General features: G+C 42.6%; 19 protein-coding genes. 10 read left to right on the top strand and 9 right to left on the bottom strand.

From position 1 onward, the window contains the following. Positions 1–272 precede the first annotated feature (272 nt). A complete protein-coding gene (locus ED605_RS11075; RefSeq protein WP_121978956.1) occupies positions 273–1,313 on the top strand; it encodes a LacI family DNA-binding transcriptional regulator in 1,041 nt (346 codons plus the stop codon). Positions 1,314–1,553: 240 nt separating this feature from the next. Here ED605_RS11075 and ED605_RS11070 read toward each other — a convergent pair whose 3' ends face one another. After that, positions 1,554–2,276 (bottom strand): alpha/beta hydrolase, encoded by a 723-nt coding sequence (locus ED605_RS11070; RefSeq protein ID WP_121978955.1) that lies wholly within the window; start codon positions 2,274–2,276, stop codon positions 1,554–1,556. Positions 2,277–2,720: 444 nt separating this feature from the next. Between ED605_RS11070 and ED605_RS11065 the strand changes: the two genes are divergently transcribed. After that, positions 2,721–3,776, top strand: a complete 1,056-nt coding sequence (locus tag ED605_RS11065) for an SGNH/GDSL hydrolase family protein (protein WP_121978954.1) — start codon at positions 2,721–2,723, stop codon at positions 3,774–3,776. A 369-nt stretch (positions 3,777–4,145) separates the two neighbouring features. Here the strand turns inward: ED605_RS11065 and ED605_RS11060 are convergent, their stop codons facing one another. Continuing rightward, the gene (locus ED605_RS11060; protein WP_121978953.1) at positions 4,146–5,132 is read right to left on the bottom strand and encodes an ADP-ribosyltransferase; all 987 of its coding nucleotides are present in this window, start codon (positions 5,130–5,132) and stop codon (positions 4,146–4,148) included. 251 nt (positions 5,133–5,383) lie between these two features. Here ED605_RS11060 and ED605_RS11055 point away from each other — a divergent pair, with 251 nt between their 5' ends. The 4 genes from ED605_RS11055 to ED605_RS11040 all read left to right on the top strand — a co-directional run bounded on the left by ED605_RS11055 (position 5,384) and on the right by ED605_RS11040 (position 11,469). Beyond that, positions 5,384–8,497, top strand: coding sequence for a YfhO family protein (locus ED605_RS11055; RefSeq protein ID WP_121978952.1), 3,114 nt, complete (start codon positions 5,384–5,386; stop codon positions 8,495–8,497). A 117-nt stretch (positions 8,498–8,614) separates the two neighbouring features. Beyond that, the gene (locus ED605_RS11050; protein WP_121978951.1) at positions 8,615–9,562 is read left to right on the top strand and encodes a glycosyltransferase family 2 protein; all 948 of its coding nucleotides are present in this window, start codon (positions 8,615–8,617) and stop codon (positions 9,560–9,562) included. Between the two features lie 153 nt (positions 9,563–9,715). Continuing rightward, positions 9,716–10,723 carry an acyltransferase family protein gene (locus tag ED605_RS11045; RefSeq protein ID WP_121978950.1) on the top strand — a complete coding sequence of 336 codons (1,008 nt, stop codon included), beginning with the start codon at positions 9,716–9,718 and terminating at the stop codon, positions 10,721–10,723. Positions 10,724–10,857: 134 nt separating this feature from the next. Then, positions 10,858–11,469: a TetR/AcrR family transcriptional regulator gene (locus tag ED605_RS11040; RefSeq protein ID WP_225419114.1), complete on the top strand. Its 612-nt coding sequence runs from the start codon at positions 10,858–10,860 to the stop codon at positions 11,467–11,469. A 62-nt stretch (positions 11,470–11,531) separates the two neighbouring features. Here the strand turns inward: ED605_RS11040 and ED605_RS11035 are convergent, their stop codons facing one another. From ED605_RS11035 to ED605_RS11020, 4 genes are all read right to left on the bottom strand, one after another. Then, a complete protein-coding gene (locus ED605_RS11035; protein WP_370825014.1) occupies positions 11,532–12,512 on the bottom strand; it encodes an NlpC/P60 family protein in 981 nt (326 codons plus the stop codon). 78 nt (positions 12,513–12,590) lie between these two features. Beyond that, positions 12,591–13,418, bottom strand: coding sequence for a C39 family peptidase (locus ED605_RS11030; protein ID WP_121978947.1), 828 nt, complete (start codon positions 13,416–13,418; stop codon positions 12,591–12,593). Between the two features lie 178 nt (positions 13,419–13,596). Then, complete coding sequence (locus ED605_RS11025) at positions 13,597–14,145, bottom strand: DUF7679 family protein (RefSeq protein WP_121978946.1); 549 nt, start codon at positions 14,143–14,145, stop codon at positions 13,597–13,599. Positions 14,146–14,399: 254 nt separating this feature from the next. After that, positions 14,400–15,581 carry a phosphopentomutase gene (locus ED605_RS11020; RefSeq protein WP_121978945.1) on the bottom strand — a complete coding sequence of 394 codons (1,182 nt, stop codon included), beginning with the start codon at positions 15,579–15,581 and terminating at the stop codon, positions 14,400–14,402. Between the two features lie 300 nt (positions 15,582–15,881). Between ED605_RS11020 and ED605_RS11015 the strand changes: the two genes are divergently transcribed. Continuing rightward, on the top strand, positions 15,882–17,075 hold the full coding sequence (locus ED605_RS11015) for a PucR family transcriptional regulator (protein ID WP_121978944.1): 1,194 nt from the start codon (positions 15,882–15,884) through the stop codon (positions 17,073–17,075). Between the two features lie 126 nt (positions 17,076–17,201). Here ED605_RS11015 and ED605_RS11010 read toward each other — a convergent pair whose 3' ends face one another. From ED605_RS11010 to ED605_RS11000, 3 genes are all read right to left on the bottom strand, one after another. Continuing rightward, positions 17,202–17,516 (bottom strand): hypothetical protein, encoded by a 315-nt coding sequence (locus tag ED605_RS11010; protein ID WP_121978943.1) that lies wholly within the window; start codon positions 17,514–17,516, stop codon positions 17,202–17,204. Positions 17,517–17,683: 167 nt separating this feature from the next. Beyond that, positions 17,684–18,931, bottom strand: coding sequence for a pyridoxal-phosphate-dependent aminotransferase family protein (locus ED605_RS11005; RefSeq protein WP_121978942.1), 1,248 nt, complete (start codon positions 18,929–18,931; stop codon positions 17,684–17,686). Positions 18,932–18,949: 18 nt separating this feature from the next. After that, positions 18,950–20,167 (bottom strand): M20 family metallo-hydrolase, encoded by a 1,218-nt coding sequence (locus tag ED605_RS11000; protein WP_121978941.1) that lies wholly within the window; start codon positions 20,165–20,167, stop codon positions 18,950–18,952. Positions 20,168–20,309: 142 nt separating this feature from the next. Between ED605_RS11000 and ED605_RS10995 the strand changes: the two genes are divergently transcribed. The 3 genes from ED605_RS10995 (at position 20,310) to ED605_RS10985 (ending at position 24,889) form a co-directional block, all read left to right on the top strand. Next, a complete protein-coding gene (locus tag ED605_RS10995) occupies positions 20,310–21,893 on the top strand; it encodes a PucR family transcriptional regulator (protein ID WP_121978940.1) in 1,584 nt (527 codons plus the stop codon). Positions 21,894–22,104: 211 nt separating this feature from the next. After that, positions 22,105–23,532, top strand: a complete 1,428-nt coding sequence (gene allB, locus ED605_RS10990) for an allantoinase AllB (protein ID WP_121978939.1) — start codon at positions 22,105–22,107, stop codon at positions 23,530–23,532. Continuing rightward, positions 23,492–24,889, top strand: a complete 1,398-nt coding sequence (locus ED605_RS10985) for an NCS1 family transporter (protein ID WP_121978938.1) — start codon at positions 23,492–23,494, stop codon at positions 24,887–24,889. The genes allB and ED605_RS10985 overlap by 41 nt, the downstream gene beginning before the upstream one ends. Positions 24,890–25,296: the final 407 nt, after the last annotated feature.

The following is a 25,296-nucleotide window of genomic DNA, read 5'->3' as shown; positions in this document are numbered from 1 at the left end:
GCCATTTTCTCACGCATCTACCGGCCGTTTTGACCAGGGAATTAGTGTCAGCTTGAATTTCCATTTTCTGACGGATTATTCCAGGACGACTAAGGTGTTCGGTTAATTTTTAGCTTTCAAGTTTCAGTAAACATAATTTGTTTAGTAAAATATTTTTGCGGTTAAACAACATTTACAGCAATCCTTTTAATCGCTCTTTTTGAGCTATGATATAATAATGGGTATAATATTTTGCGATTTTTTAAATTATCTTTTAAATAAGGAGAAGCTCAATGCCAACCATTAGAGATGTTTCAAAAGCCGCAAAGGTCTCGCCTGGTACTGTTTCCAGAGCTCTAAATCCTACCAAACAGGGTTCGGTTTCTAAAGAGACCAGGCTAAGAATCCAAAAACTTGCCCGAAAAATGGGCTATCAAACTCCTGCTAAAAGAAATGGCAGAAAAATGGCTAAGCCAAGCCAGAAGTTTTTGCGCTTCGCTTTAATCACCACACATACACTCGAAGAAGAAGCAAAGGATGAATATTGGCGATTGGTTAGACTTGGACTTTATAAAGAGGCGGAAAAGAAAAACATTATGATCGACAGCGTTATTAACATGCATGACGGACTTGACCCTCAAAGGATCAGGCCATACGATGCCGTTCTGATCATTGGGACACCATCTATCGACAGTGTTAAACAACTTAAGCTCGCGAATTCAAACATCGTCATTGTAGATGGTGGAAGTAATTTCAATAGCTTAGTTGACACCGTTGGTACAAACTTTATGGAGGTTACTAAAGAAGTACTTAATGCGCTATCGGCTAACACAAAAAAAGAAATTGCTTGTATTAGCGGCGCCAGAATAGAGCTTCAGCTTGATGGCCGCAGTCGTGAGGAAATGGAAGATCCCCGAGTGACGGCTTACAAGGAATGGATCAGTAGCCATCATAAAAAACAACTGTTTGAGCAAGTGAACTGGTCGAATACCGCCGCCATGAGAGCGACAGATCAGTTGATCGAACGGGAAGGCAATCAGCTTGGCGCGATTGTAGTGACTTCTGACTCGTTATTAGTCATAGGTGTCATGAAAAGCCTCGCCAAACATCATTTAACGCCTGGAAAAGATATTTTTCTGGTTAGTTTTGATGATGCGGATTTTGCTCCCCTCCTAACGCCTTCATTATCAACTGTTTGGCTTCCAAAAACTGAATTAGGAGCGGCCGCCATTCTTCATGCCAAGTCACTAAGTGAGAACAACGAAAGTAATTGGACTACCAGAATTACGCTGCCAAGTAAAATTAAATATAGAGATACTTTTAACCCCCATTAACGCCGAATTTAGTAACTTCTCGTTTACTTAAAGGATTGCCTAAATCCCCCTTGTAAAAAAGCTTAGTATGCATTTTATGTAGTCAGTCCTGTAAAGCGATAACTAAATTGTTTCTCTAAAAATCAACTTATAATATCGCAGCCGTTTTGACTTTATCCCAAATAAAAATGAGTTTGCAGAATTAACACGTTTTCGTGCTGATTTTGCAAACTCACTTTTTATGTTAATAAGTTAACTTTACTATTTGACACCAACGACTTCCTGTAACCATTCCATCCCTAGTTCAAACCAACGGGCCATATGTTGATCCGAACGATCGCGGTTGACAATGGCAGTCCATTTATTAGCCAAAGCAATTCCGTGATTCCCGGTACCAAATTCATGAACTTCAAATCGCACTTTATTTTTCGCCAGTGCTTCGGTATAAACGTGAATGTGATCCAAGAATGGTGTTAACTCATCATTAATCGAGCCCCAGATGAAGGTTGGCGGTGTGCTGGCTGAAACTGTTTTTGAAACATCTAAGCTCTTAATGCCCATCTTTTCATCCAAAGTTGGCTGAATGACCGGATAACCCAGCATCACAAATTTAGCGTGTGAGTTTTTTTCATTACCATAGTCGGCTGCTAATTGACCGCCGGCAGAAAAGCCGATAATTCCAAGCTTATCTGTGTCGACATTCAGTTGATCAGCGTGATTGACAATGTAATCAAATGACTGTTCAATTGATGTTCTGGCATCCGAATAATTTTTATTTTCCAAAACCGGGTAGTTCACAACGAATGACTGAAAGGCTTGGGTCGCAAATGTGATGGCCACCCTTTCCGTATCCCGTTCTTTTAATTGTTTATAACTACCGCCACCAATAATGACAATGCCCGGTAACTTTTCATCAGTATTACTTTGATAAATGTCCATTGAAGACTTTTTAGTTTGATCTAGCGTTATTGATTTAATATCCATGAAATCACCTCACTTACTATCATAAATTGAATTCAGCAAAATTACCATCCAATTAATGATTTAAAGTCGCTTTTAACCCTATTAAACCAGCAATTAAGATTAATTATAACGATTATTTATACCACCATAACCATTTAAAATAGTTGCAAAATTTCTTACCATAGCGTTAAGTTTTCAGAAATCGATTGACTTCCAATCAATAAATTACATATAATACTTTTTGTTGTTTTAGGGGGCATCTGACCAAATTTAAAAAGTGTCGGGGCATTTTAACCATCACCCTTGAAATCACGGATGGTTAAAAACGACTGGATTAATTCTTCACTTCAACATCCATCGGTTATGGCCAATTGCAAAGTTACCTTTGTAATTAGTGATTAACCGATCATTTTAATTGATTTGAATTTGACCCAAAACACTTTAAATCTGAGGAGAATATGAAACATGTCTTGGTTAACCAAACGGAAAAAGTTTGTCATTTTTTTAGCATCCTTTGTCATCACAGCCTGCGGGCTAATTGCCACTGGTCGAGTAGCTGATACAAGTTCTGAAAGCGTCAAAGTAGCTTACAGTTCACCGGCAATTACCCACGCCTATGCATTACGAAAAAGTGCCATTTTGTATAATAACATCAATCTCACTCAAACTGTTAGCGACAAGCCATTTTCTAAGACAACCTGGTATCGGACCCATGTCGCTAAATTAACCATTAACGGTAAAACACAAACGGCCTATCAGGTCAAAGACAGTAGTGGCAAATACACCTTTTGGGTCTTACGATCACAACTCAAATCAATTAACAGCAACTCTTACAATTTAAAATTAGCCGGTGCCGGCAAACGTTTTTATCATAAAAAAATCGGCTTCTTTGGCGATTCAATTCCGGCTGGTTGGGACGGCTACCATTTCTACATGAACAACGCTTATCCGGACTGGCTCAACAAATACTTAGGGACTGATAATCGGGTTGAAAACTTCTCAGTTCCTCATGCCAAAATTGTTGGCAAACGCTTCGCTTACATCGGCACCACCCGGGTTGCTCAGGACTTGTCGGTTGCCATTAAATATCATGAGAACGAAATTCGTCGAATGAATATGATCTTTATCCACATTGGGACCAATGACTATACCAATTATTCCGGTTCGGGTAGTCTTAAAAATGTCATCGCCCATTTGAAACATAATGTGATGGCGATTAAGTTATTGAACCCAAATGCTAAAATTTATGGCGTTCTACCACTCACTCGGTTTACCGCCAGTGGTCAAAATCGGCAAAACATGATGAACATGTACGGTTATACCTTTGGCCAGCTTCAACGTGCTGAGGCAAAATTATACCATCATTTAGGTGTTCAAGTGGTCAACTTTAACACTGTCGCCCCAGATCTGATTACGGATCAAAATAAAGACCTGGTTTATGAGGACCACAAGGTGCACCCGACGCCTCAAGTTGCCCAAAAGTTGGGGTATTACTTGGCCAAGTACCTCATTAACCATTAAAACAATCAAAAGACTTGAAACAATCCAGAAACCACTTTGGTTTTAGAATTGCCTCAAGTCTTTTTTTGTTGTTTCAAAAATTGGTGCTCAGTCTTATCATCCGGGTGTTAACCGCTTTTGTTCGCTCACTTAGGACAGCTACACCAAACAGCATCATTCCATATAAGGGATCGATTGGAAAAATCCAAGCCCAGGATTTCCCCAATCGACGCCTTATATTCCAGATGCTAACCGTTTGGCTTCGCTCACTGAACTAGGACAGCTACCAAAAGCAACACCACTCCTGATAAGAGATCAATCTGAAAAATCCAAACCCGGGATTTCCCAGATTGACGTCTTATCATCCGGGTGCTAAGCGCTTTTGTCCGCTCACTGTTTTAAGTTCAACGTGACCAGTCGATAATTGGTTTTAACATTGCTAACTTGACGCTGGGCTTTCTTTCCTTTTTGCTTCGTTGTGGTGACCGTATGCACTATTGACTTGGCATTTTGAATTTTAGTGACAATTAACTCTGTATGGCTAGCCAATAAATATTCCTTTTCACCAACGTTGGTTGAAACCGGATCAATGTATGCGCCGTGATGCCCAATTGGTAAATTGATTTTTAACACCACATGCTGCGGTGAAAAGCCTAATGCCGTCATCTGGCTAAGCGTACAGGAAGAATACGCCGGATCCTGATACTGTCGGCCCAGTCGTAGTGTCTTGCCGCCTAACGATTTTGCTAGGCCTTCTTTAGAAATTCCGCGATAAATAGTGACCGGCTGGGTTAATTTAAACGACTGAAGACTGGCGTTGATTGCTTTAATACTTGCGTTAACTTTAGCCGAAGCCTTTTTGTTTGGCTCCCGCAACGCCGTATTAATCTGATGATACCCATTGTTCGTATAATAACGAATGGCTTTAACCTGACTGTGGCTCAGTCCCTTTGCCCACTTTTTGCCAGCTACCTTCAATTCCTTCGTTTTTTGAGTTGTATTGCGACTTCCCTTAGTTGAATAAACTGATTGACTGGGATTGATAATCGCAAATTGATTTCGATTACCGGTAAGTGTCACCACGTATCCCGAATGGCTGGTTAAAGTATCCTTCACCGTCAATACCGTATTCTTCGGTACCGTCAGATGATGCTGCTCATCAACATGGCCATTTGCCATTTCAGCCAGATTAACCGGCTTTTTAGTGACCAGTTGTTGGTGGCCGGCATTAACTGCATGCGCTGTGTAATCTGTCTTCACATAGATTGTCCGATTGCCTTGGACTTCTTTTTTAATTGATTGGGCTTGCACGGATACGGGCATGATGCCACCGATCACCAGTGCTGCCAATAAAATCAGTTGTTTCACTCTAATCATAGAATAACTCGTCCCTTCGAAAGTTATAGGGCATATTCTACACGAAACTCATCACTTTGCAAATTACTGCCCTTTTTTCAGCAGTTAAATCACGTAATAATCAATTTTTTACGAATTTTGTGTAAAAAAATTGTCAACTTTAAATTAAGTTCGTTTAACAAACGTCTCAAAAAGATTAAAGTTTTGCAAATAACTTGTATTGAAGCTGGTCTTTGTCGGAAAATGAAGTTGAGTTATTGGAGGGCTTAGTTATGCAAGAATCTATTTCAACTTCAGCAAAACAACCACGAAGAAAAATGCCACTGTTTTTACTGTACACCATTACCTTTATCTTAATTTGTTTACTCACTTACTCACTCCCCTGGTTAGCGGGAAGAACGCTAATTTGGGACGTTGATGGGATTGCACAACATTATCCAATCTTGGCGCAATTTCAACGAATCCTTCAGGGAACCGCTCACCAGTCATTATTTGGCTGGTCTTGGAACTTGGGAGCTGGCGCCGACCAATTAACCACGTTTGCCTTTTACATAGTCGGCGACCCATTTAGTTATTTAATTGGGCTTTTCCCACCTAGCCGACTCGAACTGGGCTATCAAGTGCTGATCCTTCTGCGGCTTTACTGTGCTGGCCTGGCGTTTTTGGGGTGGGCTAATCAGCGGTCGTTCAGCCGCCACAGCAAACTCATCGGTACTTTAATTTACACTTTTTCCGGTTACAACTTTTATGTTTCCATGCACCATCCCTTTTTCCTGTTGCCCATGATTATTTTTCCGCTCTTAGCAATGGGCGTTGAAAAAGTGCTTCATCAGCGTAACTGGCTCCCATTAGCAATTGCTACCGCCCTGGCACTGATTAGCAACTTTTACTTTGCCTACATGTTGGCGTTGGGAACCCTGGTCTATTTGATCACTCGTTATCTGCACTTACGTCACGTCAGTTCAAAGCCGTTACCGGGTATTCGCATTATTTACTGCCTAATTCAAGCAGTCGTCACCGGATTAATGATGGCTGGAGTTACCTTATTCCCAACGTTACTGGCCGTCCTGAAGTCTACTCGGATTGCCTACCACGCTAAATTTGCCAATGGCTTATTACTATACCCGGCTAAATACTATTTTGCCCTGCCAAATCAGCTCATTACCAGTACCACTACTAAGGATTATTGGCTGGTGCTTAATTTCTGTGGCTTGGCCTTTTTAGCAGCCGTTTATGTATTAAAACACTTCAAAAAGAATCGACCACTGGCCATCATTTTACTGATTATTTTGGTTTCACTTCTTTTCCCACAAGTTAGTGCAACTGCCAACGCGCTTTCTACCCCATCTAATCGTTGGCTGTTTCTGGCCGTTTTGCCAATGAGCCTGGCTGTCATGGTCTTTGTTGATCAACTCCCTCACCTCACCCACAGCGATTTACGTTGGTTAATCACTGCCACGGTGGCTTTAATTACATTAGTCTGGTTGACCAAGGGCTTTACTTTAAGCCTCCCTCAAAATGATTTGGTGGCTTACGGCTTTTTACTTGGATTTTTGTTACTTCTGGCCTGCCAAAATTCTTTAAAGCTCTCTGTTAAAACCGTCGCGACTATGATCACCGGTTTGGTACTAATCAACCTAGTCAGCAACGGTCAGGGCTGGCTCAGTCCAAATAACAGCCGAAATGTCCGGGCAGAATTGATGACCGGGTCCGCCGCCAAATGGGTAAGCGATTACTATGACGGTGCCGAAAAAGCCCTGCCCAAAACCAACACCTTTTATCGAACAACCACTATGACCAATTATTACCCTCATTTAACTGCCGGCAATAATATTCCAATGCTTTTGGGGACTCATGACTTGGGTGCTTATTACTCAATTCAAAATGGGTATTTGTTAAAATTCAACCGTTCACTTGGCAACGCGGATTCAGTCGTTAATTCAGTGACCGGCGAGGCGGATGGCCGAACAACGTTACTGAATTTGCTGGGCGTTCAATACATGTTTGCCAAAACGGATATTTTAAAACGGCCCCAAGCAGTTCCTTACGGTTATCACTTTGTTAGAAATAGCCGCGGCAGGATTCGCGATTTTCCGGAATTACCGGTTCCCGGCTTAAGTAATCACTCTGGGACGGTGCTTTTGAAATCAAATTTGGCACTGCCACTGGTTTATCTGCAATCTCACATCATCACCGCCGCTGATTACCGTAATCTGTCGCCACTTCAACGCGAACAGGCCTTGCTGTCAGGGGCCACCGTTGAAAAGCCGGTTGCCGGTGTTGCTCAAACGTCACCCAAACCAACTGTCAAAACGGTCGGTTACCAACCACAGCTCTATGACCAGCATCTTGTCAACAACCCCATTAAGGCCACTCTCTACCGGATGCGGCATTCGCCTAACAGTCGTTACCGACAAGCTGCGGCTAAATTTAAAACCACGCTGCCAGCCAATAAAGTGGCCATTTGGGAAAAAGCTACCGGGCTGAACCCAAACGGGGCCCCTTTAAAACAAATCATGTCTAAAAATCAAGAAGTGGTCGAACGTCATCAAGCCGAAAATCAAACCAGTTTAAAGGTAATGGATACCGATGTTCAGGGACATCATCTGGCTTACCGGCTTAAACTGAAGCATCCCCAACAATACCGAAACAGTGAGCTTTACTTGGTCATTGATGGCATTTCGGAAACCCGTCATACAACCATGGATCGCTTAAACAGCCTGCGGGCAGATTCAATTATCAGCGGCTCACCAGTTTCCAAGCTTCAAAAAATTAACCGGTTACGAACAGCAATGGCCTATCCGGATCTTGGCAGCTATTATCTGACAGTTCAAACCAGTACTAATTTTGCCCACGTTCGCCAACTTCCAATTAACAATCTTTCAGATTACGAAGATCGGCAACACATCGTTTTAAACTTAGGCTATGCCAGCAAGGTTCGTCGCGCATTAATCTTACACTTTAAAGGCGTTAAACAATTACACTTCAAGCATCTAAAGATTATGGCGGTCCCATTTAATAAGTCCTATAACCGCCGAATTAACCAGCTTCAACAGACTGGTCTTCAGTACCAAAAGGTCAAAAACAATTCAGTCTCCGGCTACACCAATCTGACCAATCGGCCGAGAATCATGACTACTTCCATCCCCTACTCAACCGGTTGGCGCCTTCAAATCGATGGCCGACCCGCCAAAACGTTCCGAGTCAATAGCGGCTTCGTTGGTGCCAGGATTCCAGGGGGGCGTCACTTTGTCCAATTAAGGTACAAAACACCTGGCTTCAAAATGGGGATTATACTCTCAGTCATTGGTGTTGGTTGGTGGCTGGTCTTTCTCTTGATTGTCGGCATTCGAGCTTTAATTTCTCGAACGCGACACACAAATTAAGCCGTTCTCTATCCAACGCAACTATTTTTCACAGACTGGCTTTCACGTTACAATGGAGTTAGTAAGATTTTCTCTTTAAATGACGTGACGCAACAATGTGATAGAGGTGAGTAACAAGTGCTGTTATCAATCATTATGCCGACTTACAACTCAATCCGTGATCTTCCTAAAATCCGGAAAAATCTCCAACCATTTCTCAATCAACCAAACATCGAGATTTTGTTGGTGGATGATGGTTCAGTCGATAAAACCGTGATAGCGCTGCATGAAAGCTTTGATCACGCCAAAAACGTTAAAATTCAGCAGCTTTCAGCCGTAAAGGGGCCTTCGTTTTGTCGCACAGTTGCGCTCAATCAAGCTGTCGGAAAATACATTTATTTTATGGACAGTGACGATAAATTACTGACAGGATTCTCTAAAAGGGTTATGCCTGCTTTAAAAAAATACGATGCCGATATGTTTCTCTTCGACTACATCACGTTTATGCACCGCATCACTCTGTGGCCCAAAAGTAGGTGGGTCAAAAGAGAAAGCGTGCTTAAATCTGTTCTTAGAATTCGCAACTGGCACGCTTCAGCTGGCTTTTTGTGGAACAAGGTCTTTAAACGACAGGCAATTGCCGGTTTAAAATTCAAAGACACCCTGTTCGAAGATTTAGATTGGTGTGTTCAAGCCGTTTTAAAAGCTAAGCGTTTCAGATACGTTAACGCTTGTGGTTACCATTATCTATACCATCCCAATTCGTTATTTAATGCTTCTGCCCGCAAAAAGGCCGCTAAATTGATTCATGATCGGTTGACCGTTCAGAACCGCATGATCAAAACAATCGGCAACCACTATCTTCAAAGTACCAAGCAGGCAATCATCAGCCAAATGCTGGCCAAATATAATCTCTTAGTGATTTTTAGAATGCTGGTATTTTCGTGGGTTTCCAATTCCTACTCAAAAATCAAATTTCAATTATTTGCCTGTTACCGGCAAGTTGACTTGCATCCCCGTCATCTGTGGGAAATGATCCTGGATCGGACCATTCATCGGCTAATGGCACATTCCGAAATCACTTAATTAAAGATTTTCTTAAGGGATTAAGCACTGATTTTGCTTTAAGGTTGATTTATGGTTAACATGAAAAAATACAAGCAGCAATCAAAAGAACGATTGCGCAATTAGAATATACCAATTCGTTTTTAGAAAAGGTTAGGTGATCGCGCAAATATTATGAGAAAAAAGAGAATTGAATGGATTGATATTGCCAAAGCTTACGGGATTATTGCCGTGGTGATTGGCCATGCTTTGGCAAGCGGGAACACCACCCATATTATTTATTGGTGGCACATGCCCCTGTTCTTCATCATTGGTGGGTTCTTTTTAAAACCGCTAAATGCTAAAAAAATAACCGATTGGCAACGTTTCTTCAATAAACGCCTTTATCGAGACCTGCTCATTTATTTCATGGCGGGGATCGGACTGGTTTTACTTTACAGTATTTTATATAACAAAGACTGGCAGTACCTGGTTAACCACCTCTCAAGGTTAATTGTCGGCGGGCGAACGTTAAACCTTTATACCAGTACTTTCTGGTTCATTAACGTCTATCTGTTGTCAATTACGGCCGTCACTCTATTGATTTCGACCGTTAAATCACGTTGGTGGCAGTTAGCGATTGTTTCCGCCCTGTTGTTTGCGGGAACTTGCTACGATAAAATTGATTGGCTGCAACTCTACAGCTTTAAAACCCTGCCGTGGAATGCGGATATCGTCCTGATAGCCGCTTTCTTCACCTATATTGGTTACTTGGTTTTCCATACCAATTACCGTTGGTTGGAAAGGCCATTGCCGATAATGGGAATCTTACTCACTGCCGGCACATTAATCGGCCTTTATTTAAATCACTACTTTAACTTTGAATTTTCAATGAAATCCCATGAAATTCAGTCGTCACTGCCAAAGATTTTGATGTTGGCAACGATTCCGTTAATTTTCTCGTTTGGCGTCATGGGACTTTCGTATCTGACTTCTCGCTTTGAACGGAGCTTTATCCTGGCAATTATTGGGCAGCACACCATGATTATCATGTACCTGCACAACGCGCTGTTGGATATAGCGGGGATGGCCGGCATCGAAAATATTGCGACTAAGGTGATCATTGCCATTATCGTTCCAATGTTGATCACGTTGATTAAACGACCGGTCACCCATAATCGCAGTCTTTATTTAGATAGTTAAACAAACTCAAAACCGTTTAGCAGGTTCCCACTTGCCAAGCGGTTTTTAAATTCTTTGTTCAATTAGATTCTTTTCTGAACGGGTTCTTCGCTCTCAGTGCTACAATAATGATTGAATCAGAATCACGTTTGGAGGTGATTTTTTTGGAAAGCCCCAAAACTGCATCCCGCCAAGAGCGCGACAGTGACCAATTAGTCCTCTCGACAGCCTGGAAAATCGTTCAGGATGCTGACTACCAAGCTGTGACCATGGACGCTGTCGCCATCAGTGCTAAAATTTCAAAAAATGCTTTATACCATAAATGGCCAGACCGGGCAATGCTGGTGACCGCTGCCTTTGCCAAATACGATCAAAAGGCGGTCAGTCTCCGGGTCCCAAACGGCGGTCACTTGGAACGTGACTTTAGTCAATTGTTCGCAGCATTATTACCGGAAATTAACGAATTAAGTCGACCAAAATTTGCGGGATTAGTGACGGAACGCTTGGAAGACGTTCCAGTAAATCAGATTTTATCAATCGGGCCGGGAAAAGATTTTCAAAGTGTCTTGATGTGCATCTTAAAGCGGGCCGATAAACGGCATCAAATTCAGCTAAATCAGCTATCAGACAACGTACTTAATTTACCAGCTCTCCTGCTGGTCAATCAAATTATTCTCGGTAAACACGTCACAAAAAAGGATTTGGATCAGCTGATTACCGAAATTTTATTACCAGTCTATACCGCATCAAAAATCAAATGGATTTAATCCGCGAAAAAACGGATCGCGCTCAAAACCACTAAGGCTGTGAGAACGGTCCATTTTTTAATTTAATGAAACACTCTGGCAATCCCGGCAATATCGGAACGTTGGCTATTTCGAATCGGTTGTACCATGATTTTTGGCGGCCAACTTTCAATCACTCGGTTATGTCCCAGATAAATTGCGACGTGCCAGATCACGTGCGTCCCCGGTTGGTAATAAAAGACCAGATCCCCCCGCTGGCGATGGCGATAGGCCACGTGCATCAATTTTTTGCTGGCCCAGAGATTTCTGGAATTCCACTCATTTCCCGGGAAAGCATGGTGAATGGCACTGATTGGGGCTGGGTCAATCCCGCCTGCGTACAATGCCTGCATAACCAATCCGGAACAATCCGTCCCATAACGAGGGCTGGAAGAAGATCCTACCAGATAAGGATTACCCAAATATCGATAGGCTTGATGAATCATCGCTTCAATATGGGCTTGTCGGCCCTGCCACGCAGTTGCTTTCAAAGGAGCAACATAGCTGTCAATACTCGTCCATGAGTGTTTTGTAAAACCCATTTTTAACCAAGTCATTAGATTAACATTGCCGGTCGCCCGTAAATGATGTTGGCGTTGAAATCGTTTAACGGCCTGATAGGTTGCCTGATTATATTTATCATAGCCGGCAAAAGTTCCCATTTTACGCATAATGTACCAAGTTTTAATGCCTTCAAAGCCCCGTTTAACCGTATAGCCGACCTGGCCTTCTGGTTTAATTTGTTGGTAGTGGACTTGATAGTATCGCTTCGGATTTTGGTACCCACGACTTTTCACCACAAACGCCTGATTGGCTGTCAGATACTGTTGGTGATTGGTTTCAAGCGCCACGATCTGACCATCTTTCTTAACAACGTGATTAATTTTAAGCCAATGATTTTGCTTAATCGTACCGGCCGGTTTAGTCCGAGCAGCGTCGTGATATAAACGGATTGACCGTTTGGTTTTGACAATGTTTGGATTAGTGGTGAATGAGTTTGCTGACAACTGGATTTGACTCATCATCCCAAACAAGATCCCAATTACCAGCCAAAGCATTAATTTAGTTTGTCGTTTCATAACTTAATTCCCCCAATAATTGTCTCAATAACTCAATGCCCGATACCCGTCGTGACTGCGATGCCGCTGCAAAGTCGTCAACGGCATGCTTGTGCGTTTAACCGTCCAGGGATCATTATAGTAGACCCGCTTGGTTGAATATCCGGTAACCGCTAGTGCATGATTAACAAACCCATCGACCCCGTTCACCCACACGACAACCGGATGATCTTGTCGAATTGACGATTTAATTTTACCAAAGCTGGCTCCGGTCAAATCAATCGCTGAACCAAGGTGGTGTTTAACCAACGGCATCAAGCCTTTAGGATAAATCCACCATCCCGACTTTGAATACGGACTGCCCACAAAACCTTTATTGGGATTATGACTACGTGGCATTTCACGCGCCAACTGCATCTTGGTCACCTTGGCGCCGGCGTACTGCAGCATCATCGCCGTCGCCACAACCTCGCAGCCGGTTGGCAACTGCGGTCGCTGAGCAATTAACGGTACATTTAATCGCAAATAAGCCGGACTGAGCGTTGTCTTGGCCAACCAGCCAATCACCCGATGGCGATAAGCGAATTTGACCCAAGTGCCATCAACGGTGACCTCTTCTCTGGTAACGTGGACTTCTCGGCCGGCAAAGCGTTGAGCAGACATGACCGGTGTGATATTATCTGCCGACGTAAAATACCCTCCCGATCGATAAATTCCGGTTTGTGGACTAATTGTCGACTTGAGATTGACATAATAATCCACCGGAACTTTAGCATAAACCTTTTGATAGGTGGTGTCCGCCGATGCAGCTCCGGAGAAACACCAGATTAATACTCCCATCAAAATCCCCATTAAATACCCAATACCCCTCATTTCAGCTGTTCCTTTCCAATTAAATAAATCGCTATTATATGATAAGTTAAATTATATTAGAAAAACGGCCGCTTGGGAATCACTTTTATAATTAATTTTCAAATAAGAGGTTATTCCAAAACGTCCCCAATAACCCCAGCCGAATAATCGGTTAAGTCATCAAGGACGCTAATTAAAGTTACATCCGCCATTTCTTTTGTTCATACCGGAATCGCCGATGCTGAATTTGTTTTAGTTGATGATGGACTCTCTGTCGGGTAATGAACCGCCAAAACCGGTTTTCGCGTGGATGGTCTTTAAATAATCGATTCTGCCAATAAGTAATATCAGCGGCAATCTGTTTTTGACTCAGCCATGGATAGTCATGCCGCAAATAAGTATTGCAAATTTTAAATGGTCGGGTGGTCCAGTACTCACGACCGATAAACTGGCTGCGTGTGACCTGGAATCGCTGGGCCACATTCGCTGGTAATCGATAAATCTCAATCACCCGGCCAATGCCAAAGGGCGGGTCACTTTTCTTGCGAGCTTGTGGTTGGCTTTTTCTTGGCTTACGCCCCGGTAAGTATGGGGCAAGTGGAATGACCAGTAACGCATTTTGCATTTCATTTCGCCCCTGTGGATCCCCGTTTAGCGCATGTTGTAAATCCATTGTCAACCGATATTGAACGGTTCGGCCATTTGTTCGAATCACTTTTGCACACCAATAATTTTTTAACCGTGCCATTTTAATCACCCACCCCACTTTGATTGCTGATTTTCATTTTAACATCAATCCAAAAGCCATCGTTTCAAAAAGCAAATTTGTAAATTTAATTTAATGCAAGCAACAAAAAAACACGCTAAGTGCAAGTTATCAATGAGCAGACAAGCCCTTGAAGCAATCACTTAGTGTGTTAATTAGCATTACTTTTATTGTCGATTTGTGCAAAAGGCGAGAAAATTAAGATAAGTTTTGTAAATAATTGAAGAACAGTTGGTTTACGAAATTTGATTCAGAAACGATTTTCCCGGCAACTGATGATCAATGCCGAAGTTGGCCAAGATGGTCGCCCCCACATCTGCCAGTTCAAGAGATTGTGTCAGCTGACCGCCAATTGCATTGGGGGATGCAGCGATCAACGGCACAAATTCCCGAGTATGGCCGATTCCCTTAAAAGTCGGGTCATTGGCATGATCTGCGGTAATCAGTAACAGATCCGTCGGCGTTAATTGCTGAACGACGGCATTCAGCCAAGCATCCAGTTGCATTAAGTCTTTCCCGTATCCATAAGGGTCTCTAGCGTGAGCGTCTTCATCAAGGCTGCCTAAATCAGCAATGATCAAGCCGAAAGTTTGCGTTTCCAATGTCTTTAAAATTTTAGTCAAAATCGCTTTCTGACCATGAATTTGTCGGGTCATTCCACGTCCTGAGAAAAGATCAGTTAATTGCCCCGCCCCGGTAACCGGAATTTGATGCTGCTTGAGCACGTCCAAAGCAGTTACCGCTGGCAGATCTATGGCGAATTCCCGTCGTTTATCAGTCAGTTTAAAATTTGAAGGGGACTTTCCAATAAACGGACAGGCAATCACTCTACCGATGTTTAATTGATCTTCATCAGCGACGAACCGGATATACCGACAAATCCGATATAGTTCAGCAAGTGAGACGACCATTTCATTGGCGGACACCTGCAATACCGAATCGCTTGAAGTATATACAATTAAGTCACCTTCTTTCAATTGTTGTTGACCAAAAAGTCGAATTGCGGTTAATTCCGAAGCTGATCGATTCAAAATCACTTGACGATTGGAAAACTTTTCAATCTTCTTGATCAGTTGGGATGAAAATCCATTTGGAAAGGTGGCCAACGTTCGTTGATGAACAGCCGCCATCAATTCCCAATGGGTACTCAAACTATCCTTATCGTCAGAAATTGAACGCATTTTACCAACGTGACTCTGTAATGGTGTCACTGCTAAAATCCCCGTTAACGGTGACCGACGTGGGATATTTCCCAATCCTAATTTAGTTAACGTCGGTAGTTTCAAAGATCCCTGCCAATAATCACAAACGTGTCCCAAGGTATCTGCTCCTTGGTCACCAAATCGTGCAGCATCGGCAGTTTCGCCAATTCCGAGTGACGGTAGGACAATCGTGATAATTCGTTTAAATCTCCTCATTTTTATTCACCCGGTGGATCTTACGTTAAATCCTCCTTTATTGAAAAGCCAACCGCTTTAACTTTTCAACAGTCAGTGTAGCATTTTACCCGCAAAAGATTATTGTATTATCCTACAAAATATTCACCACATTTATTGTGATAGTGCACAACGTTTATTTTACAAAAGTTCACCATCTTGCGTCAGACGGGCGTTTTAACAAAGTGATACCAAAGTTGTAATGAATCCGGCCATATGTACGAACTTATCAAAATGCGTTAAAGTAGATAAAAACGCAAGGAATTCATCAGGTGAAGAATATTGATTGATTTGAAGACTGTAGTCAAAAAAGAAAAACAACATCTTTTTCAGGTGAATCATGCCTCAATTCATGGTCGGCAGGCCAACGCCATCACCGTGATGGATAATGAAGCCGTTCGTCAGTGGGCTAAAAGTGGTGAAATTGTCATTACCAGTTCAAGAATGATGCCAAGTGAAATTAGTTTTGCCAAACAGCTGGTTCAAAAACTGGCCAGACAAAACACCTGTTGTTTAATGGTGAAGCCCTATACCAGTAAGGCTGCGTCAAAGCTCCCTAGAGAATTGATTCAGTACGCTGATAATTTAGGCTACCCATTATTCGAGATCGACGAGGATGCAACCTACATGCAGATTATGAACGACGTCAACACCCTTTTATTTCAAGATCGTCGGACCAGTAAAATGGCTGATTTGGATTTGGATTACCTGCTGAAAACGAATTCAGTCAGTGATAAAGATTTCGATTTCATTTCCGGTTTAAAAGGCGTTGATCTTTATAAATTGGAGGCCCGTGTCATCCGGGTTTCGCTTGCCCAAGTTCCCAAGTCAAGTGAACGAATGATGATCCAATACAGCTTGATCAGTCAGCTTCAAACCACTTTTTCAAGTTTGGCGGCCAAACAAAAAATCGTCACCGATTTCATTTTGGAATCTACCAACGGCGCAACAATTGTCCTCTTCTTTAAAGATAATCAATCCAAGAAGCCCCCTTATGATCGACGTTACTATCATCAATTACTGGATACCGTTAAGATCCCCCATTTTTCTCTTTACGAGGGGGTTGCGGGACTTCACAAGGCTAAGAATCTCCACCGGGCGTTTACCGAAGCCGGTTTTGGCATGGACGTCGCCAAAACGATGAATTGGCAGGATCGGCCAATTTTCTACCGGGATGTCAGCCTTTGGGAACTGGTTAATCAGCTGTCAAAAATTCAAGATAGTCGCTTATACCCGATTGAAATGGATCAAATTCTAAACAATCCTGAAATTTTTGAAACCGTTCAACAATTTTTCAACCATAACGAATCCATTACCGAAACCGGCAAAGCACTTTACACCCATCCCAATACCATTCGTTACCGTTTAAATATGATTTATAAGCAAACCGGCCTGGATTACCGCAGTACTAATGACAAATTTCTCATTTACATTGCCCTAATTGAAAAACTACTGGCCAACCAGTCTGAAAGTTAATATCTGATACAAAAACCTCTAGCGACCCAACTATGTATCCGTTGGCGTCAATAGAGGTTTTTAAGTCTTTATTTTTGGTTAATACTAAATCGTTTTATTTTATCCAAAGGATTCTCGCAGTTGCTATTAAACGTGCCACGAATTATCCAATCCTCTACGAATTAAGTTAATCCTGCCAAGGCGCACATCATCCTCAGCTAATTCGAAAATGCCTTGTTTCAATGGCGTTGGCAAATCTGCAATCAATTGATGGAACTTATCGTCGGTCAATTGATTGCCAGTCAGTGCTTGATACTTTTGAATGGTCTTTTTACGAAGTGCCAAAAAGATTTCGCCAGCTTCTCGATCTGAATATAATTGATCTTCTAAGAAAACGACTTGAAATTGATACAAGTAATCCTTCATTAAGCTCTCAACCGGGGTCTCTTCCAATACCTTCATTTATAAGCCTCCATTTTCAAAGCCGTGACGATCACCGGAGTCTCTCTTTTTCTCCAGTCAATCATCGAGTGTCAATTTTTGCAGATTTGGTGCGCTTTTCTCTGCACAATCAGAATACCATCAATCACTTTCAAAAATGGATACTTTTACAAAGATATACAGAACTTTTACAGAGTTGAAACCAGTGAATCAACGGGGGCATTAGGACGTTCAAAGACGGCCTGAGTAGCATCTAAACCAGCTTTTAAATCAACTGAGATGCCAGCCTGAAGTAAGGCTGCGCCAAACAACGCAATAAACGTCAGAATGAACCCTTTTTGGGCACTGTATCCCATAGTCCCAATCCGCCAAATTTTTCCCTGTAAGCTACCAAATGAACTGGAAATCTCAACACCAAATTGTTCTAGCAGGCTTTGTCTAAACGCATCCCCATCCAGCTTATCCGGGATTTGAACGCAGGTCACCATCGGCATTTCATGATCACCCTGATGATAAATGGTTAAGCCCATCGCAGTTAGACCAGCATTAAGCGCCTGGTGGACCCTCAAATGACGGTTAAACCGTGCTGGCAACCCTTCATGAAGCGCCAATCTCAATCCCTCATGCAGACCATAATCTGCCACCGTCGCTTCAGTATGGTGATTGAGTCGTCTGGGTGACCAATAATCTTGTAGTTGAGTCAAGTCAAGGTAATTACTGGTAATGAACTGGCTGCCGCTTTGATCCAATGCTGTTCGGACTCCTTGTTCAACCCGTTTTCGCTGATTAATCTCAGCTGCAAAGCGATCGTTAAAGGTGATTGGTGTGATCCCTGATGGAATGGAAAGGCACTTTTGCGCGCCGCCAACGACCGCATCCAATTCCCATCGGTCAACTTCAACTGGCGTCCCCATGTAGGAGGCAACTGCATCAACCACTAAAAAACCACCATATTCGTGAATAGCCTTACCCAACCGGTCAATTGGTTGCAGACGGCCCGTCGAGGTTTCGCCATGAACAATTGCGACCACTTTGGGTTTCAGTCGTTTAATTTCGCTAATGATTTGGTCTTGGTCAAAGACAGTACCCCAATCGGCTGTCATGGTCGTCACCCGGCCACCCGCGCGTTGAGCCAATTCAACAAATAAATCACCAAATCGGCCAAAGACAGGAACTAGAACTGAGTCGCCCGGTTTAACAATACTACCGATAATAGCCTCGTTGCCGGCTCGACTGGTACCGTCGATTGGAAACGCCCACTGGTTCTTAGTATGAAAACTCTTTCGAATCATGGCCATATTGTCATTCATAATCTGGGTAAAATCCGGATCAAACTGGCCTAAAATCTGATTACTCATGGCTTGAGAAACCCGTGGGTCAACCATTGTCGGCCCCGGGGTCATAATTAATCGGTGGTTAATTTTTAATTCGCTCATAAAGCTCACTCCTTTATTCTATTCGTAGCATTCTTGATATAGTTGTGCCTTTAAAACGTCAATGCCAGCCCGCAAGTCAGCTGGTGCCGTATATTCAGCTGGCGAATGGCTAATGCCATTTTTACTGGGGACAAACAACATGGCCGTTGGCACTTTTAAATTCATTATTTGGGTATCGTGCCCGGCACCGGAAGGTAATTTCAAATAATTAAGCCCCTTTTGAGTAACTAACTGTTCAAATTGGTGAACCAACCTGGAATCCATAACAGCTGGTCGACTGTCCATCCAACGGTCTACGTCAACCCTGACGAGCGGTGCGACTACAGCTTGCGCTCGTAAAAAGTTTTCAAACCGATCCACCACCGCTTGTTCTGGATGGCGAACGTCAACCGAAAAAGTCACCGTCCCCGGAATCACATTGGCGGAGCCTGGAGCAACCGTCAATTCACCAACTGTAAAGACTAGTGGTTCACCAATTTTTTGCGCTTGTTCATCAAGTCTTTCAATCAACCTGACCGCCGCTTTTAACGCATCCTTACGTAAGTGCTGTGGGGTTGTCCCAGCGTGATTGGCTTGGCCGTGAACCGTTACTGTAAAGCGTTTTTGTTCACAAATTGCTGACACGATTCCAATTGGTAAGCCTTTTTCCTCCAACACAGGTCCTTGCTCAATGTGCACTTCAAAGAATTCACTCGGCAGTGGTTGCTCAACAATTGGAAACCGATCAGCTAATTGAGAGACTGCCAACTTTCGTGCCTGAGAAAAAGTAATCCCTTGCTTGTCCCGTAATGTTGGATCAGTTTCCTGAACTCCTGCGTAATGCTTTGAGCCCGAAAAACTGGTTGGAAAGCGGCTGCCTTCTTCCTCACTAAAAGCAACAGAAGTCATCGTTTGATTGGGTTGGCCATATTGATCAACCAACTCATTCATGGCTAAAATTGCTGCTGCTACCCCGTACGCCCCATCATAGAGGCCGGCCTGATTAACTGTATCAAGATGTGATCCGGCTGCAACAATTTGCTGAGACTTTTTCCCTGGAAAACTCATAAACCCGTTTCCGTATGAATCAATAGCAGTTTTAAATCCCCTCCTTCGGGCATCATCCAGGACAAACGCCATAGCGGCGACCCAGTCATCATCATAAACCAGTCTGGTCACACCACCGTTTTCTAAATGGCCAAATTTACCAAGATGTGTCAAATAATCGTTTACTTTTTGATCTGTTAATTGTTTCATCGACACTCGCCTTCTTTTGATGTTAGATTAAATTTAAATTCATTCAATGAGAAAAGCATTGGCAATTTTGCACAAAAATATTAAACTGGTTGTTAAATATCACTAGCAACCTGTTGTGAAAAAGAAGGGAGTGGTCGTTAAAATGCAAATGACTAAGCTGTTAAACGCCAAAGAACTACAAGGAATTAAATTAATTGCCGGCATGGCGGGAATGGATCGCGATGCGACGTTAATTGGCATGATTGAAGCACCAGATATCGAGTCTTACCTGTTTTCCGGCCAACTACTTGTTACCACCGGTTACCATTATTACCAGCATATTGATCGACTAAAAGAATTGATTAAAAAAATGGCTGCCATCGGATGTGCCGGCTTGGGAATTAAAGCCAATCGTTACTTCAAACAAATTCCAACCGACATCATTCAACTGGCAAATACTCTGAAGTTCCCATTACTATTGACGCCAGCTGAAGAGCCATTAAGCCAAACCGTTTCTTCGTTAATTCAAGTTGTCATTCAAGCTGACGCGTTGAAACTTAGTCGAGTGATTCAACAAAATCAAACTCTTTCGAAATTAGCACTCAATAATACCAAATTCAATATTGTTCTTGATCAATGTGCTACCTACCTTAAACACGACATCGTTTTATTGGATAGTCATTTTCGGGTTTGTTACGCTAACCGGCAGATTTGGGATCAGCGTGAAAAACTTTCATCTCAACTTCGACAAACTAGCCAACTGGATTACCTGTCCCTCTCTAAAGAAACAACCGTCCAGTGTGGGCAACATGATGTTCACATTTTTCCTTTGATGGTGATGTATCCTGAAAATAAATCATTTATCGGTATTTTTGACTTAGAAACTTTGACCTCAACGCAGCAGCTTCAACTTCAGCAGATTCAAAACATCATTAGTCTGATGAATAGTCGAACGGATGTGAGAAAAGAGGACACCGGTCATCAGCGAAACGAATTCTTCAGTAATGTCGTAACCGGCCGAATTCGTGGTCAATTATCTGAACAACAACCCGCAAAATTAGCCGTTGATCTATCAAAAAATTGTTATTGCGCCTTACTAGGATTAAAGCCAGCCCAAACTGGTGTCTTACTTTTTCTCAACCAGTCAGAACAAATCCGCCGACTGACTGATTGGTTTATAGATGAGTATCAGATTGCCGCAACAAGTTTTGTTTTTCAGCAGCAATTAATTTTGATCATTTCCGCTACTCAAAATCCGGTTCATTTTTTGGAAGCCTTGGCCAATTTTTTAAAAAAATCATTTGGAGACCGATATCTGTTAAAAATTGGCCTAAGTCACGCCAAATTCCCAGCAGCTCAATTACCAACCCTTTATCAGGAAGCTCAGGAGGCATATACCTTGGCTGAACAGTCCGATAAAGTCATGCAGCGTTTTCGACCCAAAGAAGTCTCGGAGCTGCTTCAATTAATCCCCCATAACGAAGCTCAATCATTCATTAACGAAACTTTGGGACCACTACTACATCTTAAAAATCACCAAGAGGTCGCTGATCTACTACAAACACTCCAACTCTATCTTTACAATCACCAACAAATCAATTTGGTTGCCAAGCAACTGTTTATTCACCGAAACACAGTTGTCTATCGATTGAAAAAAACCAGTGAGATCCTTAACATTGATTTAAAAGATCCGGCCATTGCCCAGCGATTACAAGTCGCATTACTTTTAACCCAGTCGAATCAATGATGATTTAAAAGAAGGTCCACAATTTGATGTCAGTTAATTTGACATTCGATTGTGGACCTTCACTAATTTTATTTAGAAATTTAGTATCAATGACCAATGCACATTAGAAAAAATCCCATTAAATTAGGATTAATCATTTTAACAGAAAGCGCCTAATACTTCCTGCGACTTGATGGATTAAATCAGGTGTTTTTAGAAGGGACTGGCAACAATGACATACGATTCAGTCATCATTCACGGAAAAATTGTAACTCCAAGTGCTGTCTTAACTCAGCATGAATTAGCAATTAAAAATTGCAAAATTGCGGCAATCGGAACTAATTTGTCGACGGATGCCACTCAGATCATTGACGCCCATAATCAACTTGTTTTACCAGGGATGGTCGATGCCCACGTTCATATTAACGAGCCTGGTCGCAGTGATTGGGAAGATTACCATACAGGTAGTCAAGCATTGGCAGCCGGTGGCACAACCAGTATGGTTGTTATGCCGCTAAATGCTTTGCCGGCACGAACTACCGCAGCCGAATTCAACCGACAACGCACCATTGCCAAAGGTAAATCTTATATTGACTTTGCCCTTTATGGCGGACTGGTGCCAGGAAATCTCAGCGAAATCGGCAAACTGGCAAAGGCTGGAGCAGCCGGCTTTAAAGCCTTCATGGCAACTACTGGGACCGACATTCCTGGAGATTTCAAAAACGTTGATGATTATGAGCTTTACAAAGGCATGCAGGCAATTCAGAAAACTGGTCTTCGTTTATCACTTCACGCTGAAAATCCGGTTCTAACAGATCGCCTGGCTGAAGAAAAGATTGCCAACCATCAAACCCAAATTCAGGATTATATTGACTCGCGACCACCAATGGTAGAAGTTGAAGCCGTTCGCCGCGCACTTTACTTTGCCAGAATAACCGGCTGCAAGCTTCACTTTGTTCACCTATCCACCGGTGAAGCAGTGAGTGAAGTCCAAAAAGCACAGGCTCAAGGACAGGATGTGACTTGTGAGACCTGCGTCCACTATCTAGCACTGAACACAACCGACTTTAAAAAAATTGGCCCACTTGCTAAGTGTTCACCCGCCCTTAGGACTAAGACCGTTCAAAAACAACTTTGGGAAAAGGTGCAGGCAGGAGCATTAAATGCCGTGACTTCAGACCATTCACCAGCCCCCGCCAGTATGAAAGCCAACCCCAATGATAATATCTTCGATGTTTGGGGGGGCATCAGTGGGGCTCAAAACAATGTTGATTTGTTTTACGACGTAGCAGTTAACTCAAATCGATTATCCATTTTGCAATTTATCCAATTAATTGCAGCGGGTCCCGCCGACTTATTTGGCTTAAAAAATAAAGGTCGTTTAGCAGTTGGCAAAGATGCAGATCTCATTTTTCTTGATCCAGACCAAAGCTATACGTTAACCAAAGATGACCTATACTACAAGAACAAGCTTTCAGCCTATGAAGGATTTAAAATCCACGATCGGGTTACCCGAACCATTTTACGAGGACAAACGATTTATACACTAACTGATGGCTTTATCACTAAGCCAGCTGGCCAATTCCTGACTAATCAATCTGTAAAGGAGGCAAACGCTAATGCAGACAACCCTGACTCAGTCCAAACCATTCTCAATTGAAGACGCACCAATTGCCGATGACCTAAAACCAATTACCACCGATCAAAGAACCGTTGGTATCTTTGCTTACATGTCCATGTGGTTAGGCGACGGCTTCAATATCGGCAACATCACACTGGGATCATCGTTGGTGGTCGCCGGGACTGCTACCATGAATCTCTTCCAAACACTCATTGCGGCAGGCATTGCCATTCTAATTATTTCCATTATCTTTGCGTTAAATGACCGCTTCGGTTACCTGACCGGTGCACCTTATGTCATGCAATTGCGACTCTCGTTCGGTAAAACGGGTGCTAAATTTGCCAGCCTGCTTCGAGGGATTCCGGCAATTGTTTGGTTTGGTTTTCAAAGCTGGACTGGGGCATTGGCTTTAAATCAAATCCTCAAAATCATGACCAATGGGACGTTTAACCACACAGCAATTTGTTTCGTTATCATGCAAATTTGCCAAATTCTGATTGCTTTAAAGGGCTTTAAATCAATCAAAGTGGTCACTTCCATCATTTCAATGATTGTGATGATTGCTTTGTTAAGTGTCTTTGGCTTACTGATTAGTCAACACGGCGAAGTGATTCAGAAAAATTTGGTTGACGTTCATGGCTCATGGGGACTAACTTTCTTTAGCTTTATCGTGGCCTTTTTGGGCAACTATACTGCTATCTTTGAATCTGCAGCCGACTATTCCCGTGAACTGCGACCCGAATTATCCAATAAGTATCGTGGTCTTCTGTATTTCCTACCAATCACATTGGCTTATGGAATTACCATCGTCACTGGTGCCATGTTGGCAGCTGTGACCGGCATTTCCAGCCCGGTTAATGCTATCGGTCATATCTTCAATAATAATTTGATCACACTCTTTGTTTCTGGGTTTATCGTTTTGGGTGTGATCACGACCAATTCGGTTGCTAATATCATGCCGCCAACCTACATTTTAACCTCTCTGTTTAAATTACCACAGAAATGGGCAATCACAATCGTTGGTATATTGGCGGCCGGCTCGTTTCCGTGGTTGTTAGTCCAAGATTCTTCTTCAGCCGGCTTAGCGCTTTTCATTCGAGCCTATTCGATTTTTCTTGGCCCAATGACTGCCATCATTTTGGTTGAATACTATCTTGAGAGACGCCAAAGCATTCAACTGGAAACACTCTATAACGATTATCGACAGCAGCCTGTTAAATGGAATGCTCCAATTGCACTGGTGATCGGCGCTGCCATTGCCCTTACCCAAGTTGAACTGTCGTGGCTGATTGGCTTTGCAGCCGGTGGCATCGCTTACTGGATACTAAACCGAATTCATCAAGAACCACGTGAGCTCATAAAAAATCAACCAGCTGACTCGCTCGATGTAGAGTAATTGGCCATCTTTAATTAAACCGTCGTCCTAACCATTTTTAGTTATTAGTTGGGATGGCGGTTTTAATGTCATCCCTGATAATCATTGTTCCGTTCTACTCTTTAGTAGCTGAAAACACGCTACTTTTCAATACTTAATATTATTCATGGCCACTTGTGCAAAGTGTTTGCCACAAATAAAAATTCTATGTATGCTTATGTGGAAATCAAGAAACAGAGTTGGTCTGAAGCTTTAGCACGTTTTCAAGTTAATCATCAGACTTAAAGTCTGTTTCAACTTTGGTAATGTCCAAAGTTCTATGAAAACTTACTCGTGACCAAGTTTGTACCTAGGTTTGTACTTTTCGTCAGGCTGCGACCAACTGCGGGGCGTCAAATGCCCTTGACAAGCCACGCAATGGGTTGCGG

The sequence above is a fragment of the Lentilactobacillus raoultii genome (assembly GCF_900411375.1).
Taxonomy (GTDB): Bacteria; Bacillota; Bacilli; order Lactobacillales; family Lactobacillaceae; genus Lentilactobacillus; species Lentilactobacillus raoultii.
This window is presented reverse-complemented; position numbering and strand designations above follow the sequence as displayed.

What these genes read in the sequence shown, in the direction of transcription:
- ED605_RS11000 (WP_121978941.1), bottom strand. Translation starts at nt 20,167, where the DNA reads ATGAAACAATTAACAGATCAAAAAGTAAACGATTATTTGACACATCTT.
- ED605_RS10985 (WP_121978938.1), top strand. Translation starts at nt 23,492, where the DNA reads ATGCAGACAACCCTGACTCAGTCCAAACCATTCTCAATTGAAGACGCA.
- ED605_RS11070 (WP_121978955.1), bottom strand. Translation starts at nt 2,276, where the DNA reads ATGGATATTAAATCAATAACGCTAGATCAAACTAAAAAGTCTTCAATG.
- ED605_RS11055 (WP_121978952.1), top strand. Translation starts at nt 5,384, where the DNA reads ATGCAAGAATCTATTTCAACTTCAGCAAAACAACCACGAAGAAAAATG.
- ED605_RS10995 (WP_121978940.1), top strand. Translation starts at nt 20,310, where the DNA reads ATGCAAATGACTAAGCTGTTAAACGCCAAAGAACTACAAGGAATTAAA.
- allB (WP_121978939.1), top strand. Translation starts at nt 22,105, where the DNA reads ATGACATACGATTCAGTCATCATTCACGGAAAAATTGTAACTCCAAGT.
- ED605_RS11025 (WP_121978946.1), bottom strand. Translation starts at nt 14,145, where the DNA reads ATGGCACGGTTAAAAAATTATTGGTGTGCAAAAGTGATTCGAACAAAT.
- ED605_RS11075 (WP_121978956.1), top strand. Translation starts at nt 273, where the DNA reads ATGCCAACCATTAGAGATGTTTCAAAAGCCGCAAAGGTCTCGCCTGGT.
- ED605_RS11035 (WP_370825014.1), bottom strand. Translation starts at nt 12,512, where the DNA reads ATGATGAGTCAAATCCAGTTGTCAGCAAACTCATTCACCACTAATCCA.
- ED605_RS11010 (WP_121978943.1), bottom strand. Translation starts at nt 17,516, where the DNA reads ATGAAGGTATTGGAAGAGACCCCGGTTGAGAGCTTAATGAAGGATTAC.
- ED605_RS11030 (WP_121978947.1), bottom strand. Translation starts at nt 13,418, where the DNA reads ATGAGGGGTATTGGGTATTTAATGGGGATTTTGATGGGAGTATTAATC.
- ED605_RS11020 (WP_121978945.1), bottom strand. Translation starts at nt 15,581, where the DNA reads ATGAGGAGATTTAAACGAATTATCACGATTGTCCTACCGTCACTCGGA.
- ED605_RS11065 (WP_121978954.1), top strand. Translation starts at nt 2,721, where the DNA reads ATGTCTTGGTTAACCAAACGGAAAAAGTTTGTCATTTTTTTAGCATCC.
- ED605_RS11005 (WP_121978942.1), bottom strand. Translation starts at nt 18,931, where the DNA reads ATGAGCGAATTAAAAATTAACCACCGATTAATTATGACCCCGGGGCCG.
- ED605_RS11045 (WP_121978950.1), top strand. Translation starts at nt 9,716, where the DNA reads ATGAGAAAAAAGAGAATTGAATGGATTGATATTGCCAAAGCTTACGGG.
- ED605_RS11060 (WP_121978953.1), bottom strand. Translation starts at nt 5,132, where the DNA reads ATGATTAGAGTGAAACAACTGATTTTATTGGCAGCACTGGTGATCGGT.